Annotated in this window: 14 protein-coding genes; 3 read left to right on the forward strand and 11 right to left on the reverse strand. The window is 50.8% G+C overall.

The features are described 5' to 3' along the window. The first annotated feature begins 104 nt into the window (after positions 1 to 104). The gene (locus KIH39_RS11820; protein WP_213499661.1) at positions 105 to 1,940 is read left to right on the forward strand and encodes an aspartate kinase; all 1,836 of its coding nucleotides are present in this window, start codon (positions 105 to 107) and stop codon (positions 1,938 to 1,940) included. 5 nt (positions 1,941 to 1,945) lie between these two features. Here the strand turns inward: KIH39_RS11820 and KIH39_RS11825 are convergent, their stop codons facing one another. The 5 genes from KIH39_RS11825 to KIH39_RS11845 form a co-directional block, all read right to left on the reverse strand. Beyond that, positions 1,946 to 2,635: a DUF1349 domain-containing protein gene (locus KIH39_RS11825; RefSeq protein WP_213499663.1), complete on the reverse strand. Its 690-nt coding sequence runs from the start codon at positions 2,633 to 2,635 to the stop codon at positions 1,946 to 1,948. 102 nt (positions 2,636 to 2,737) lie between these two features. After that, positions 2,738 to 3,439, reverse strand: a complete 702-nt coding sequence (locus KIH39_RS11830; RefSeq protein WP_213499665.1) for an alpha/beta hydrolase — start codon at positions 3,437 to 3,439, stop codon at positions 2,738 to 2,740. Positions 3,440 to 3,526: 87 nt separating this feature from the next. Further along, positions 3,527 to 3,688 (reverse strand): hypothetical protein, encoded by a 162-nt coding sequence (locus tag KIH39_RS11835; protein WP_213499667.1) that lies wholly within the window; start codon positions 3,686 to 3,688, stop codon positions 3,527 to 3,529. 197 nt (positions 3,689 to 3,885) lie between these two features. Further along, positions 3,886 to 4,614 (reverse strand): hypothetical protein, encoded by a 729-nt coding sequence (locus KIH39_RS11840; RefSeq protein WP_213499669.1) that lies wholly within the window; start codon positions 4,612 to 4,614, stop codon positions 3,886 to 3,888. Between the two features lie 137 nt (positions 4,615 to 4,751). Then, positions 4,752 to 6,173, reverse strand: coding sequence for an alpha/beta hydrolase family protein (locus KIH39_RS11845; protein ID WP_213499670.1), 1,422 nt, complete (start codon positions 6,171 to 6,173; stop codon positions 4,752 to 4,754). Positions 6,174 to 6,396: 223 nt separating this feature from the next. Here KIH39_RS11845 and KIH39_RS11850 point away from each other — a divergent pair, with 223 nt between their 5' ends. Then, on the forward strand, positions 6,397 to 6,543 hold the full coding sequence (locus KIH39_RS11850; RefSeq protein ID WP_213499673.1) for a hypothetical protein: 147 nt from the start codon (positions 6,397 to 6,399) through the stop codon (positions 6,541 to 6,543). Between the two features lie 322 nt (positions 6,544 to 6,865). Here the strand turns inward: KIH39_RS11850 and KIH39_RS11855 are convergent, their stop codons facing one another. The 6 genes from KIH39_RS11855 to KIH39_RS11880 form a co-directional block, all read right to left on the reverse strand. Continuing rightward, positions 6,866 to 7,351, reverse strand: coding sequence for a DUF2383 domain-containing protein (locus KIH39_RS11855; protein WP_213499675.1), 486 nt, complete (start codon positions 7,349 to 7,351; stop codon positions 6,866 to 6,868). Positions 7,352 to 7,507: 156 nt separating this feature from the next. Next, positions 7,508 to 7,720: a hypothetical protein gene (locus KIH39_RS11860; RefSeq protein WP_213499677.1), complete on the reverse strand. Its 213-nt coding sequence runs from the start codon at positions 7,718 to 7,720 to the stop codon at positions 7,508 to 7,510. Between the two features lie 221 nt (positions 7,721 to 7,941). Further along, complete coding sequence (locus tag KIH39_RS11865; RefSeq protein WP_213499679.1) at positions 7,942 to 8,499, reverse strand: hypothetical protein; 558 nt, start codon at positions 8,497 to 8,499, stop codon at positions 7,942 to 7,944. A 157-nt stretch (positions 8,500 to 8,656) separates the two neighbouring features. Beyond that, on the reverse strand, positions 8,657 to 9,829 hold the full coding sequence (locus tag KIH39_RS11870) for a sensor histidine kinase (RefSeq protein WP_213499681.1): 1,173 nt from the start codon (positions 9,827 to 9,829) through the stop codon (positions 8,657 to 8,659). Next, positions 9,804 to 10,241 (reverse strand): response regulator, encoded by a 438-nt coding sequence (locus tag KIH39_RS11875; RefSeq protein ID WP_213500388.1) that lies wholly within the window; start codon positions 10,239 to 10,241, stop codon positions 9,804 to 9,806. The genes KIH39_RS11870 and KIH39_RS11875 overlap by 26 nt, the downstream gene beginning before the upstream one ends. A 55-nt stretch (positions 10,242 to 10,296) precedes the next feature. After that, entirely contained in the window at positions 10,297 to 12,972 is a 2,676-nt protein-coding gene (locus KIH39_RS11880) for a PAS domain-containing protein (RefSeq protein ID WP_213499683.1), read from the reverse strand. A 127-nt stretch (positions 12,973 to 13,099) separates the two neighbouring features. Between KIH39_RS11880 and KIH39_RS11885 the strand changes: the two genes are divergently transcribed. Beyond that, positions 13,100 to 14,548 carry a sigma-54-dependent transcriptional regulator gene (locus KIH39_RS11885; RefSeq protein WP_213499686.1) on the forward strand — a complete coding sequence of 483 codons (1,449 nt, stop codon included), beginning with the start codon at positions 13,100 to 13,102 and terminating at the stop codon, positions 14,546 to 14,548. Positions 14,549 to 14,605 lie beyond the last annotated feature (57 nt).

Genomic DNA, 14,605 nt, shown 5'->3' on the forward strand with positions numbered 1-14,605 from the left:
CTAGTCACGAGAATATCCGACAACGAGGGGAATTCGCAAGTGGCGATGATTTCCGAATAACATAGTCTATTCAATGGGTTTTTTGCAAATTTGAGGGTTCAGCGGTGTCAGTGATCGTTCAGAAATTTGGGGGTTCGAGTGTAGCGACCGCGGAACGCATTAAAGCGGCCGCCCGACGAGCGGTACGAGCCAAACAGGCCGGGGACCAGGTAGTCATGGTCGTTTCCGCTCGGGGAGACACCACCGACGATCTCATCGCGCTGGCTCAAGAGATTACTGAACAACCACCCGCCCGGGAAATGGACATGCTCCTTTCCACCGGAGAGCAAATCTCCGTGGCCCTGATGGCCATGGCTATCCACGAAATGGGCGAACCGGCTATCAGCTTCACGGGCGTGCAGATCGGTATCCGAACTGACAGCACGCACACCAAAGCTCGCATCCGCGAGATTTCGACCGAACGTATCCGCGAGGCACTCCGCGAAGGCAAAATCGCCATAGTGGCCGGTTTTCAGGGAGTGGACGAAAAATACGATATTACCACGTTGGGTCGGGGTGGATCCGATACGACCGCCGTGGCCTTGGCCGCCGTTTTGAAGCACGATGCCACGGCCAAGGAAGAAGAACGTCGGGTGGAATGCGAGATATACACAGACGTCGATGGCGTATACACGACCGATCCTCGTCTCGTTCCTGAAGCTCGCAAGATGGATGCAATCAGTTACGACGAAATGCTGGAACTCGCCAGCATGGGCGCGGGGGTGATGCATAGCCGAAGCATCGAATTTGCCAAGAAATACGACGTCCCGCTCATGGTACGCAGTTCTTTCAGCGATGCCGAAGGTACCTGGATCGTTCCCGAGACGGAGTGGATGAAGCAGGTGGTTGTGTGCGGAGTAGCCATCGCCAAGGATGAAACCCGAATATTGATTGACGGTGTACCGGATAAACCTGGGGTCAGCCACCGACTCTTCTCGCTGATCGCTTCCCAGAGCATCGCGGTCGATATGATCGGCCAGAGTTTTGGAAGTGGCGGCAAAGCCTCGATAGGCTTCACGGTCCTGCGGAACGATTTGAATCTCACACTGGCCACCTTGAAACCACTGGTCGACGAACTTGGGGCCGTGATTCGCACGGTGGAAGACGTCAGTAAAGTTTCTATTGTCGGCACGGGCATGCGAACTCACACCGGCGTTGCGGAGAAGATGTTTGCCGCTTTGGCCGCCGAAAATGTGAACATGAAAATGATCACAACTGGCGACATCAAAATTTCGGTACTCGTGGAGAAAGCCGATGGAGCAAAAGCACTGAAAGCCGTGCACAGCGCGTTCAATTTGCAGAGCCCCCGGCCGGGTGCCGGCGTCAATGGCGAGCAGATTCTAGAGGAATTCAAATCCCGCCCGGATCATCGCATTGGAGATGCGGTTCGGGATCTCGCCCAGGCTACCTCCCGATTGGCCGGGATGGAAGACATCGTCATCAGTGGCGTTTCGCTGGATGATGAGTACGGCCGAATCACCATTTCCGGGCTGCCCGATAAGCCGGGCAACTGCTCACGGGTGTTTCAAGCGGTTGCAGCGGCCGGCATCAGCGTCGAAACGATCGTGCAAAACCTGACCGCAGTCGATCAGGCGGAAATTTCCTTTACGGTTCCCAAGAGTGATTTACGGCGGGCTTTGATTCGAACCCAGGATGTCGTTCGAGCAATCGATCCGAAGATCAGCGTGGCGGGTGACTCCGATATCGCCGTACTCTTCGTATTCGGCGTCGGTATGCGAACGCACACGGGAGTCGCCCGCACGATGTTCGGTGCCCTTGCTCAAAAGGGAATCAATATCAGCTTGATTACAACGAGCGAAGTGTGCGTCAGTGTGATGGTCGAATTAGCACGCGGGAAGGAAGCTTTGCAGTGCTTGAAAGAAGCTTTTCAAATCCCCTGAAAGGGTTACTTTTCTTCAAATTTCAGGCCTTCAAATTTCACCGTGAAGGCCTCGCTCCCTGTATTAGCCGCTGTGACCCCGACTTGAAGTTCCCCGGAAAACTCCACAACCGGGCGATCGATAGCTACCCATTCGGTATCGTTATCGGGGTCTTTATACTCCATGGTGATTTTCTTCCCGATTCGCTTGATCTGGAACAAGGTGACACTGTCGGCAACCATCGCTCTTCGACCGGGAGTCGTTCGTCCCTCCTGATAGGCCGTGACGCGAATGCTCGGCTTTATCGAGTTGGAACTCATAAAGCGATCCAGTCGCAGGAAGTTTTTTTCATCTTTCCAGATCAGTAGCCCGGCAGAGAAACCCGATTGAATGCGAGTTCCCCCTTCAGTACTCGTCTCTTCTTTCGGAGCACTGAATTCCTGAACTTTCACCTGAAGCTTAAAATCCCCATGGGCCGATTGCAGTACCCGAGGAGCATTGGTGCGCGTTGAATTATATCTGAAACTGAAATCATGATTTTTGGCGGGAATAACGAGGGCAAGTATTCCCTTCTCTTCGGTGCAGCGGCAATCTTTATCTGGATCGACGAAAATACCCCATCCGCGAATGAGATTCGCGTTCGGTTTAGGAGGAGGGGGATACGCCCAAATCGGCGTAGCAACGGCGATCAAAAATACAATGGATAATCGACGCATAATTGTCTCCATTCAGGGCACTTGGGCTTCGCCAAGAAGCCCCGCCAACCGGCGATTGGAGTCAGCACTAACTCTCTATCCAACTGTCTGCGAAACCACTTGTTAGGATTTCAATTTGGAATTCAACAATTCCAGATCCTTCGCCCAATCAAGGAATCTCAAATGCCAGGTACCAAAGGGAATTCCCTTTCTGGGGCTGATTGCCCCGCCATGCCCCCCATGGCCGTAGATGTGCAACTCCACGGGAATATTTGCTTTGAATAATGCATCGTAAAACTCCACCGTTTGGCGGGCATGGAAAGCATCGTCGAGGCCGGCACTCGTCAAAAAAGTGGGAGGTGCATTCTTGGGAACCTTCGTCATATCCATCTTCAGCCATCCCGCATAAATGAGCACCGAAAAATCAGGACGACAACTCTCGCGCTCCACAGGATCGGCCGCCTGAGGATTCCCGGCATCGAACCGTAAGGTCACCCAGGCCGCCTGTTCGCCGCCCGCGGAAAACCCCATCACGCCGACGCGCTTCGGGTCGACCCCCCATTCTTTCGCACGGGATCGCACCATACGAATGGACTGTTGCGTATCCGCCAGGGCATCCTTGGTGGAATCGTAAGGCCGCAGCCGATACCGTTCGATAAAAGCATGAATTCCCTGGCTGTTGAGCCAATCGGCAATATCGACTCCTTCATTTCCGACGTTACAAGTTTTGTTCCCACCGCCCGCGATCACTATCACGGCCGTGCCGTTCGCTTTATCAGCGGGAGCCAGATGAACTTCTATCGATGGATTGTGGATATTCTCCACCGAGTTCACTCGATTGGGATTATTCTTGGGGGTATTGAACTGTTCCGGCTTATCGTAACCCGCCAGCGGTTTCAGCTGAGGCGACCCTTATGGCCAGAGCGTGACAACCTTCGCCCCGGGAACCAACGGTTTGGGCTCCGGGAAGTTGAGTGGCGGATCCTCGGCAAGAAGAGATTGCGTCCAATAGGGCGACCAAAAGCTCAAAACGGCGATCAAGATTCTGGTGTCAAGCAGTCGGGGATACTTCATGAGATGTTCCAAATAAAGTAGCGGAGAGTTTCAACTATTCTGGCGTGCGGACGATCTTCTCCCTTTCATTCTAATTGAAATTGTTTGAAATCAGAAAAGTCAAAATCGCGTTTTTTTTCCCGGAGAGACTACAGCCCGAGAATTATCCGGTATTCCGATTGGGAGAGCGGACTCAATGAGTCGGCGATTCTTTATTTTTATCCGAGAAAAGCTTTCAAAAAAGAGCCGGCAACCGAAGCGACATTCTTGGCGGTTTTCCAGTCAAACTCACTCTTCTTCTCCTCGGCTTGTGGAGATGGCGGATAGCCGGGGAAGCTAAAATTCATTGGTGGGAAAGCGGCGGGATTGTAGCTCGGCAGAAACGGAGTCCCAACGGGAGAGAGTGTCGGAGCCGAAGTCGTGGGCAGTGGCGGATAGGGTTTCGCATTGGCTCGAATCGGCAAACTCGGCTTCCACTCCGGCTCCGCAGGAAGTGCATTCTTAGTCCAGGCGGCCAGGAGATCGGTCGCTTCCTCCGCGACGATCCCCATGCAAACCAGTAGTTGTTTTCTGGCAAGATCCACTGGAAATCCCGCGCCGCAGGGAAATGCCGCTTGAAGTGTAATGCGTCCCTGATTGTCCAACCCGAACGAAGGGAGACCCCGCGCACTGAACGCACCTTTTAAGAGAGCGCTTGCATCAGTTAGTTTAACGTTCTTAAAAGTCGTCAGCGCCACCAACCGCCCGGCTGGTGCCGAACGATGAGTCCCCTCTTTCCAGTGAGTCTGGCAGAATGCTTCTATTTCAATCTCATCGACTTTGACGAGATAATAGCTCGAACCATCCGAGGCTACGAGCTTCTGAATGGGGACTTGCTCAGGAGTATAACTCCAACCCTGGGCCGGGTCGAAGATATCATGAAGGATTGTACTCGGAAGAATATCCATCGCTCAACCATCCTGGCGACGAGTGGAAACGGTAGGAGGGCAAAAGGTGCCCTCCCGACTTTCACTGATCTAGAGAGCACATTCTCCATTTTCGGTCAAGATCAACCGTAAAATCGCTCTGCAAAAGTGCTAATAGCTTAAGGCTGGGTGCGCTTCAGAATCCATTCCCCGATCACATCGAGAACTTCCGGGCTGAAGGTTTCCTCAATTTTGGCATACTCGCTCGGAGCCCCTTTTTGGCATTTCTGAAATAGATGGTTCAGCTGCGGAAAGCTTCGGCAAGTCACGTCGGGATTACCGGAAGCTTTCAATGCTTTTTCGATCTCGGGCAAGTTCTGTTTCGGCGATACCTGCAAATCGCGTTCACCATTGAGAGCCAGGACCGGACATTTTACTTTCTGCAAGGTGGGTCGGGGATCGAATTTAATGAAGTATCGAAACCAGGGAGAAACCAGTTTCTTCACCCCTTTCTGGAGCTCCTTTTTGAAATCTTCGGTAACTTTCTTTCTATCTTCTTCAGAAAGAGCATTGAAAGCCTCATCCACCAGTTTCATGAGGGCCTGTTCATCCTGTCCCGCTTTGATCGCCTGAAACAATCGGATATTCAAATCGCGGGTCACTTTTCGAAAATCTGGAGCTTGTCCCATGGCATTAGCTATTAAATCCCCTTGTTCGAGAAGAATTTCATCACCCGGCACACCTGGACCGGCAAGCATGATGACGAACGCCACATCGGGATTCTGCGCGGCCACGGATGGACCGATCAGTCCGCCTTCACTGTGCCCTATCAATCCAATTTTTTTCGGATCGAGTTCGGGCCGGGTCTTCAAATATTCGAAACAGGCTTCGATGTCGGTGACGAAATCGGCGGTCGTTGCTTCAGAATGTTTACCTGTGGACTTGGCAACACCACGATCATCGCAGCGTAGAACCGCGATCCCTTTTCGAGTCAGAAAATCGGCAATCACGGCAAAGGGTTTATGCCCCAGAAGAGTTTCGTCCCGATCTTGTGGCCCCGAGCCTGTAATCAAAATTGCGGCGGCGAAGGGGCCCTTCTCGGGTGGCAGAGTGAGTGTTCCGGCCAGCTTCACGTCCTTGGTCTTCTTATTCTCGATCACCACCTCCACTTCCTTGTAGGGGAAGGGTTTTTTAGGGGTCTGGGGACGCCGGACTTCCAGAATCTTGTCAACGCGTTTTAAATCCAAAGGGAAATCTTTTCCCGACTGACTGAATTTTCCAGGAATGGATTTCTTGTCGACGCTCATCTTACCCGCGAATCGAATCTTAAATTTCACCAGATCGAATTGCACTTCTCCCGCTTCGAATTTGGTCTTTTCCACCTCGAGGTTTTTCGCCCCTTGATCCGGGCTATCCATTTTTGAAATCAACTTTCCTTCCTTTTCTTCAACAACGAACACCAGGCGTAACTCCTGCGAGCCGACTCGCAAGGGGCCTTCCCAGATGCCGACGAGATCTTTCGTTTCAGGGGGTGCATTCCCGACGTTAGTGACAGAGAAAACGAAATGGAACAGAATTGGCGACAGTAAAACGCAGTGCATGATGAGCACTCATTGGTTTAAGAAACTTCGTTAAATGAAGAGTATATTGCGGATTAGCCTAAAGACGAAGATTTCAGAATTGCGATCGAAGTAAGCTTATCCCTGGAAAATATAGAGGAAAAGGGCTCGCAATATCAAAAACCAGACGAAGAAAATGAACGCGCAGCCAGCTCGATAAAGAATTTTGGATTTGTCGGAAGCGTTAGGAGTCCATTGGTCGCGAATGAATGAACGCCGGATTTTTTTTGCCCGAAAGAAACTCGAAGCTGCGGTAGATGTCTGCGTGGTGGAGGATACTTCCGTGAGTTGGGAGGAATTCATCACCATCTCGCTTTGGGTATCCTGGGTATTGGACGCAGGAGCCAAATGACTGCGAACCACGCCATCCACATCGGAAACGCGAAATTTGACTCGACATTTGGGACACGTCAGGATCTTGCCCTTCGGCGAGTGCTCCGAACGGTAAGGAAAGTAGCAGCGGGGGCAAGAAAAGTAAAACATTTAATCGAGACCCATATCGCGATCAAAATTGGGGATAGCGACGATCTATAAATTTCGAAGAATTACTGGAATCCAGAAGAATCTTTACATGGCAAAAATGGATTAACGGCCTAATGCAATCGCGGCCAGCGCCGCGATCAACTCGCAACCAGGGTCGAGTGCTACTGGAGAGCACCCGACCTTAAAGGACATTATACCCGAGGGATCAAATGATCTAGTTCGAGAACATGCTTCCGACAGGCCGGCAAGAACTTCGATTGCAGCAGCGTTTTACAAGACTGACTGATTTCCGAATTTTCAATGGCATCCTCGTAGTCGCCGATACCAAGTTCTTCGCCTCGCTTCAAGGCCGCCAGAACCGTTTTTGGTCCGATGACCTTAGCCGTTTCGGTAACCGCGGAAGTAAAACTGCCCCAAGCCCCTGCACTGTCCTCAGGCTTCCCACCGAACTGCTGGATGCGCTGCTGCAACGAAGTCACCGCCTGACTGTGCTCGGCGCGAATGCGGCTCAATTCCTTCTGAATGGCGAGGTCTTCAAACTTACTGATCGCCTGCTCATAAGCGGCCACTGCGGACAATTCCCCGCGCAGCAGCTTATTCATGCGATCCGTGTCACACTTCTGCTGATCGGTATCAATTGAAGAATCCAGGCCGGATGTCGTGATGTTCGTGGTCATCTCGTTGCTTCCTCGAAAAAAATATCGTCTCGCAATTCAAGACGTATTCCTATCAAGAGTGCAACGTCGATGCCAAAGAAGTATGCAATACCTGCATTCGAACTAGTTAAGGATTTTGACTTAAGAGTCAAACGGGAGAGGAGTTCAGAACCAAATTTAATAAGTGCTAACCGGACTTCCATAGCGATGTACTACGCGATTAGTTCGCATGCTGCCGACGAGAATGGTCCGCTTAGGTAGCAAATCCTGCAGCTTTCTTTGTACGAACTCTGCCGGGGAGAATTTTTCGCGTTCGTCCACAACAGACTCTTCTTGAGATTTGGGTGATAGAAATGGCGAAGCCTTCGTGGACATGCGTGTCGGTGACATCTTTTAATCCCCAAATACTGGGCGGACGATTAGCTTACGGCAGATCATGTGCCAAAGCAAAATTAATATCCGAATTAAATAAATATATATTTTCGACGGAGAAAACTGCGATGCGACAGCCATTTAAGATTTCTGAAGTCCGATTATTAAATGGCTAGCGCAACCCAATTCTCAACAACGGGAAGACATCGCGCTGCTAAAAGGGCTGAATAAATGGCCGATTAATGGCCGTTGCTTCCCAATTGAAGGGACTTCTGCACTAAAGTGGAGGTTAATCCCGGTTCCGCATTCTCTAACAAAGAGTAAAGCGAGGACAGCGAGCGTCGGGCGCTGCAAAGTCGAATCAACCGAATCGCCAGACGCACTTCTCCGAACAAAATCAGCTCACTGGCTCGTTCCCGCAACTTTTCACACGTCTCATTTTCCCAGCTTTTTTGTGCGACCTGATAAGCCTCTTCCACGGCATGATCTTCATCGATTTCGTTCTGGATTTGCCCTTGGAGATTAAGAATCGTATCGCCTAACTGGAAGGCGTGCAGAATTGCTTGTTGCCCTCGTTCCGAAAGTTCAACCGCATGCACGGGGTGGGCAGCAAATCTTTCTGCAAATACCGCAAAAGCATAGATTTCCTGACAGGCTCGGAGAAATTCCGCATTTAAACGCCCGAGAATCTCTAATTTCGTCGGCGGAGCAGAATTGAGCGCCTCCACCCGAGACGATCGGGAAGCGGCGTTATTCCGAATTCTCTTCATGCGAGACATCGTAGCAGTACGGGACATGGTGCATCTTCCTAAATGTGTGCTTCCATCAATTAAAACTTGGGGAAAGCCTAAAGCAGGACTTGTGCCGATCGGCATTAATAATTGATGAATTCAATGCGAAATAGTCTGAAATGATAATTTGTATCGAAGTAATTAATTAAAAAAACGGCCCAGATTAGCATTCAATTAATGGAAGCTTGACGAGTATTTCCGTTCCTTTTTCAATTCCTTCACTGCGTGCCTGAACGCTGCCGCCGTGCATCTCCACCAGCTTTTTCACCAGAGAAAGGCCTATGCCTAAACCACCTTGCGACCGATTTAAACTGCGATCCACCTGCGTAAACAGCTCGAAGATCTGGGACACCATCTCTGGCGGAATTCCGACTCCCGTATCCTGCACGCAGATCGCTGCAAACGAATCGCTTTGAGTGACCTTCAGACAGACTCGACCGCCGCGCTTGGTGTATTTTGCGGCATTGTTCAGCAAATTGGAAAAAACCTGCGCAAGCCGCAGCCTATCTCCCCGAACCTTGAGTTCCCGTTCGGGCATCTCCAGATCCAAAGTGATTCCCGCTTTGTCCAGGAGGGGTTGGCTGGTCTCCAGCGACAGGTCAATTATCTCGCGAACTAGCAATAGGTCCAGATCCAGCGTCAACTTACTGCGGGTGATGCGGGAAATATCCAACAGGTCATCTATGAGGCGGATTAAGGTGTGCGTCTGCCTCTCCATGATTAAACGGGCTTTTTCAATCGTGGCAGGATTATCTGCCGCTATTCTCATGATTTCCAGAGCATTGCGAATCGGAGCGAGAGGATTTCGCAGTTCGTGAGCGAGGGTGGCCAGGAATTCGTCCTTGCGCTTATCGGCCAGACGAAGCGCTTCATTTGCACGTGCTAGCTCTTCGGTGCGCTCGGCCACTTTCTTTTCAAGCTGGGTTTCGTATTGTCGCTGCTGCAAAGCGTAGCGGATCGTCCTATCCAGCACGGCAGCTTCCAACCGGCTCTTTTCCAGAAAATCGGTCGCGCCGGCATCCATGGCCGCCAAGTCGATTTCCGTACTACTTTGACCTGTCAGAAGAATGATTGGCGATTTGCAACCCAAAGCGCGCGCCTCCTTGAGCAGTTCCAGGCCGCTTTTTTCTCCTAGCCGGTAGTCCAGCAGGTAGATGTCGTGCTCGCCCCGACGGATCGCCTCAAATCCCTCTTCGAACTTCCAGATCCATTGAAGATTGAAACTCGCGTGAGAGATGTCGCTCAAGACCTGCTTGGTGAGGTAGTAATCGTCCTCATCATCGTCGATCAGCAGAATCTCGATGGGACGATCAGTTACGGGAGTTGGACCGTTCATAGTGAGGCAACTCCACAATCTCTAGCCAATACTTGCCCAGAACTTTGATGACTTCCACGAGCCCTTCGAAGGTCACGGGCTTCGTTATGTAAGAAGAGGCCGACAAATTGTAGGATTTTATGATGTCTTCCTCGGCCTTGGAGGTCGTCATGATCACCACGCGAAGCGTTTTCAGATGGGGATCTGCTTTTATTTCCTGCAGAGCTTCGCGGCCATCCTTGCGAGGCATATTCAGATCGAGAAGCAACAATCCCGGCATGGGGGAGGACGCCGGGTCGCTGTATTTGCCTCTTCTATGCAAATAATCCATCAGTTCTTCACCATCATTGACAAAACGCAGATCGTTGGCAAGCCGGCTCTCTGCAAATGCCTCCTGAGTCAATCGTCGATCATCAGGATCATCATCAGCCATAAGAATTGTCACGATTCGTTCCTTGAGCGAAGAGTTGAAAACCAATGGACGCTCCTTAAATCTGAACCGAAGGGATAGTCACTTCGAAGGTCGCTCCTTGCCCCGGCTGGCTTTTCGCGGAGATCGATCCACGATGCCTTTCAACTATTTTTCGACAGATCGCCAGCCCCACACCGGTCCCTTCATATTCATCTCGTCCATGCAGCCTTTGAAATACTTCAAAGATTCGGTCCAAATACTTTTCGTCAAAGCCTATGCCGTTATCACTTATATCAACCCTATAGCAGGCGGGTTTAACCGAATCATTATTATCAGCACTATTTGTGCCAATCAACTGAGATGCAATGTTAACTTCAGGAGGAACACCGACTTTATGAAACTTCAAAGCATTTCCGATCAGATTTTGAAAGAGTTGTCGCATTTGTAAGGCATCTGCTTGAATTTTTGGCAACTTGCCCACGATGACTTGGCCGCCGGTCTGTAGCAAGCGGCCTTCCAAATCGGAGAGAACTTCCTGGACTAGGAGGTTCAAATCGACCATCTCGAAATTTCCCGGTTTCGTGGTAACTCGGGAGAAGGCCAGCAGGTCATCAATCAGTCGACGCATACGGGCCGAGGAATCCAGCATCCGCTCGATATAGTTTTGCCCTTCCTCACCCAGTGTTGACTGGTATTTCTGAGTGAGTCGATTCCCAAACGCCTGAATTTTCCGAAGGGGTTCCTGGAGATCGTGGGAAGCCACATACGCAAACTTTTCCAATTCCTCGTTACTTCGCCGCAGTTCGCGTGCCTGATTCTTTTCCCGCTCCTCGGCTCGGCTTCTTTCCTCAACCTCCTCCTGAAGGGATCTATTCAATTTCAAGAGTTCCGAAGTTCTCAACTCAACCAGACGCTCTAAGACTTCAGATTGCAGTTTCTGTTCGTGAATGTCCGTCATAGTTCCCACCCACTGAGAAATCTCACCAGTGGTTTCTCGAAGTGCCACCGCATTCGTGAGCATCCAGCGGTAATTGGGATCACTCTTGCCGCGCAGGCGAAACTCATTGACGTAATGGTCCGAGTTGGCCTGACGGGCTTTCTCCCAAGCATCATGCATGCCTTGAAGATCCTCCGGATGCACCAACTCTCTCCAGCCGAGATTTCGCGCCAGTTCCACGGTCACACCGGTGTGATCGATCCAGCGGCGGTTATAATAAGTGACCTGACCGCTCGCGTCAGTTGCCCAAACCATCTGAGGAATCGCCTCGGTCAGCAGGCGGAACCGTTCCAGACTTTCGCGCAATTCCACTTCAATTTTGCGATGCTCGGTAACATCCCGAGAGACGCAGACATAACGAAATGGCGTTCCGTCGGGCCCGGGAATCGGAGCAATTTGAACGTCCCAGTACTTCGGTGTTCCTTTCATCGTCGGCCGAGAACCACTGAAGCGACCAATGGACCCGCTGGTGGCGAGATCGAACGCTTTCTTCACGTCTTGCTGCTGCTCGGGAGTCCACATACTTTCCCACTGCCGACCTTTGATCTGCTCGAAGTCATCGATCTGCATGAGCTTGCGACCCGGCGAATTCATCTCTTGAATTCGGCCTTCCCGATCGAGAATTTTGATGCAATCCGGACTGTTCTCCAGAACGCTTCGGAAAAAGGCTTCACTATCCCGAATCTGTTGTTCGGTATGTAATTGTTCCGTGATATCCAAAGCAATGACGCCCAGCCCAATTTTCTTCTGCAGATTATCGCGAACGGGAAAAATGCTCAAACGCCAGACACGCTTCTTTCCGGATACTTCCTGTTCGATGTGCAAAATCCGATCGGGAATTCGTTCGCCGGTGGCCAGGGAGTGCTTGAAATCCTGCAGAATTTCTTCGGGAAAATCCGATCGGAGTTCTCGCGGCGTCTTTCCCCAGTGCGCGGCCAGAGGCAGGCGGTTCATTTCTGCAATTTGGTGATTCGCTCTCACGTACCGAAGGTTAGGATCGAAGAAGGAAATTCCCACCGGAGCGTTCTGGAGAAATGCATCGAGTTGTGCAAGAGTCTCCGCCATATCCTGACGGGAACTATCGAGATGCTGATTCGTCTCGCGTAATTTTCGCTCCACAGTCTTGCGATGTTTCAACTCGCTATGAACTAATCGATAAGCCCCGCCGACGAGAAACAGAATCAGAAAACCGCCGACGATATTGGTAATGGCGGCTACCAGATAGCTGTTTTCAGCCGTATTAATTCGCTGCTGGTACAAATCCTCCTCGACTCGATCCATCGCGGAAATTTGTTTCTGCACATCGTTCATCAGGCTAAAACCGCTACCCGATTTTATAACTTTTTCTGCCTCGACCTCCCCAGAGGCCTTTCGAACGGCTATGGTCTTGCGCAGCAGATTTAATTTGTCCTGAATAAGCTCCCCAAGTTGGTTAGCGCGCTCTACCTGCTCCGGGTTGTCTTGGGTTAAATTCTTAAGTACAGTTAACTCCAGCTCGAGCATCTTCGCGGCGCGCTCAAAAGATTCTAAATATCTATCCTGTTCGGTAATTTGATAACCTCGCTGGCTCGATTCCGCATCTTTTACGAGCGATAGAACATCGACAAGTTCCTTCTGGACATCGCGAGTGTGGGCCACGAGTTGATCGTGTTCGCGAAGGGTCTGCATATTGGAACGAGACGCCAGAAAGTTCAGAATCACCGCCACGAAGGCCAACAACCATACTACAAGCATTTTCTTGGACGAATTACCCATCCAGTAAACCCTTCGATGGAGAAAATATTGCTGTATTCCATTTTCCTGGCGAAGTTAATGACAGTCCTTGGTAAAATAATCTATCTCTCGATTCAAACCTAGTTAATTCGAGCAACACTTTTTAACAATGACGACCGAAGTTCCTGAACCGATAACCGGCCCAAAAGAGCCTGCGATCTCTCAGCGCGTACTAGTTGTGGAAGATCTCGAGGATACAAGAGTATCGCAACAGCAATTATTATGCCTATCGCTGGGTCTGGAAGTCGATACCGCCGAGGATGGCCAGGCAGCACTGAGTATGCTGTTGGAGCGCAATTACAGTCTGGTGATAACCGATCTTCGCATGCCGAAACTCAACGGCATGAAATTGATCGAAGAAATCAATCAGCGCAAATTGCCTGTTACTGTCATTGTGACGACCGGACATGGGGGGGTGAATGATGCCGTAAACGCCATGCGAATGGGCGCTTACGATTTTCTCGTAAAACCCCCGAACCCGCAGCATCTTTGCATGCTGGTGCAAAGGGCACTTCGGGAAAGATCCCTACAAGATGAAGTTGCATCACTTCGTCAGGAACTCGGGCAAAGGCATTCGTTTCAGAATGTCATTTCGAAAAGTCCGCGGATGCACGATGTTTTCGAATTGATCGGCCAAATTGCCACGACCTCCTCTACCGTTCTAGTGATTGGCGAAACCGGTAGCGGGAAAGAGCAGATCGCCCGAGCGATTCATCAAGCCTCGGCCGAGCAGAGACCAGGGGCCTTTGTGGCAATTAATTGCGCGGCACTGCCCGAAACTCTTCTGGAAAGCGAACTATTCGGACACGAAAAAGGAGCCTTCACAGGGGCTACCACTCAGCGCAAAGGCCGTTTTGAACAGGCTCATAAGGGTACTATATTCCTGGATGAAATCGGCGATGTTCCTCTGGCGATGCAAGTAAAACTCCTGCGGGTGCTCCAAGAGAGAAAATTCGAGCGCATCGGTGGAACTGAAACCGTCGAAATTGATGTTCGAGTTGTCGCAGCGACGCACCAAGCGTTGGAAAAGCTTGTAAAAGACGGCAAGTTCCGCGAAGATTTATTTTATCGTCTGAACGTTATTCGCATCGACGTACCCCCATTGCGGGACCGGCCCGAAGATATTCCAGTTCTAGCGAGCTTCTTTGCGCAGAAATTTACTCGCACCGGCCAGACACCTCCCAAGCTCAGCCCCGAAGCCTTACAGGTACTACAAGGTTATTCCTGGCCCGGTAATGTGCGTCAGCTGGAAAATGCCTTGGAAAGAGCCTGTATCACGGCCCGAGATGGCCTCATTTTGCCCAAACATTTGCCTTCGGATATCAGCGGATTGATATCCTCTTCGAAACAGGCAATGCAAGTCGATCTGTCACGAAGTTTACCGGAGCAGTTGTCCGAATTGGTTGCCAGTTTTGAGAAACGCTACCTGCGCAAAGCATTGAGGCGAACACGCGGCCATGTTGGCAAGACGGCCAAGATCAGTGGATTATCGCGAAGAAGTGTTACTGAAAAAATCGGACACTATGCGATCGACAAAGCAGAATTTAAAAAGGACTGAAGGATATTGAAGATGCGGGACTTTTTCAGTCTCGCATCCAGAATTGTCTGAAATCCA

Origin of the sequence: Telmatocola sphagniphila, assembly GCF_018398935.1 — a bacterium.
GTDB lineage: Bacteria > Planctomycetota > Planctomycetia > Gemmatales > Gemmataceae > Telmatocola > Telmatocola sphagniphila.

Coding starts and splice junctions, on each gene's coding strand:
- KIH39_RS11825 (WP_213499663.1), bottom strand. CDS start 2,635: ATGCGTCGATTATCCATTGTATTTTTGATCGCCGTTGCTACGCCGATT.
- KIH39_RS11835 (WP_213499667.1), bottom strand. CDS start 3,688: ATGAAGTATCCCCGACTGCTTGACACCAGAATCTTGATCGCCGTTTTG.
- KIH39_RS11840 (WP_213499669.1), bottom strand. CDS start 4,614: ATGGATATTCTTCCGAGTACAATCCTTCATGATATCTTCGACCCGGCC.
- KIH39_RS11845 (WP_213499670.1), bottom strand. CDS start 6,173: ATGCACTGCGTTTTACTGTCGCCAATTCTGTTCCATTTCGTTTTCTCT.
- KIH39_RS11850 (WP_213499673.1), top strand. CDS start 6,397: ATGAATGAACGCCGGATTTTTTTTGCCCGAAAGAAACTCGAAGCTGCG.
- KIH39_RS11855 (WP_213499675.1), bottom strand. CDS start 7,351: ATGACCACGAACATCACGACATCCGGCCTGGATTCTTCAATTGATACC.
- KIH39_RS11860 (WP_213499677.1), bottom strand. CDS start 7,720: ATGTCACCGACACGCATGTCCACGAAGGCTTCGCCATTTCTATCACCC.
- KIH39_RS11865 (WP_213499679.1), bottom strand. CDS start 8,499: ATGTCCCGTACTGCTACGATGTCTCGCATGAAGAGAATTCGGAATAAC.
- KIH39_RS11870 (WP_213499681.1), bottom strand. CDS start 9,829: ATGAACGGTCCAACTCCCGTAACTGATCGTCCCATCGAGATTCTGCTG.
- KIH39_RS11875 (WP_213500388.1), bottom strand. CDS start 10,241: ATGGCTGATGATGATCCTGATGATCGACGATTGACTCAGGAGGCATTT.
- KIH39_RS11880 (WP_213499683.1), bottom strand. CDS start 12,972: ATGGGTAATTCGTCCAAGAAAATGCTTGTAGTATGGTTGTTGGCCTTC.
- KIH39_RS11885 (WP_213499686.1), top strand. CDS start 13,100: ATGACGACCGAAGTTCCTGAACCGATAACCGGCCCAAAAGAGCCTGCG.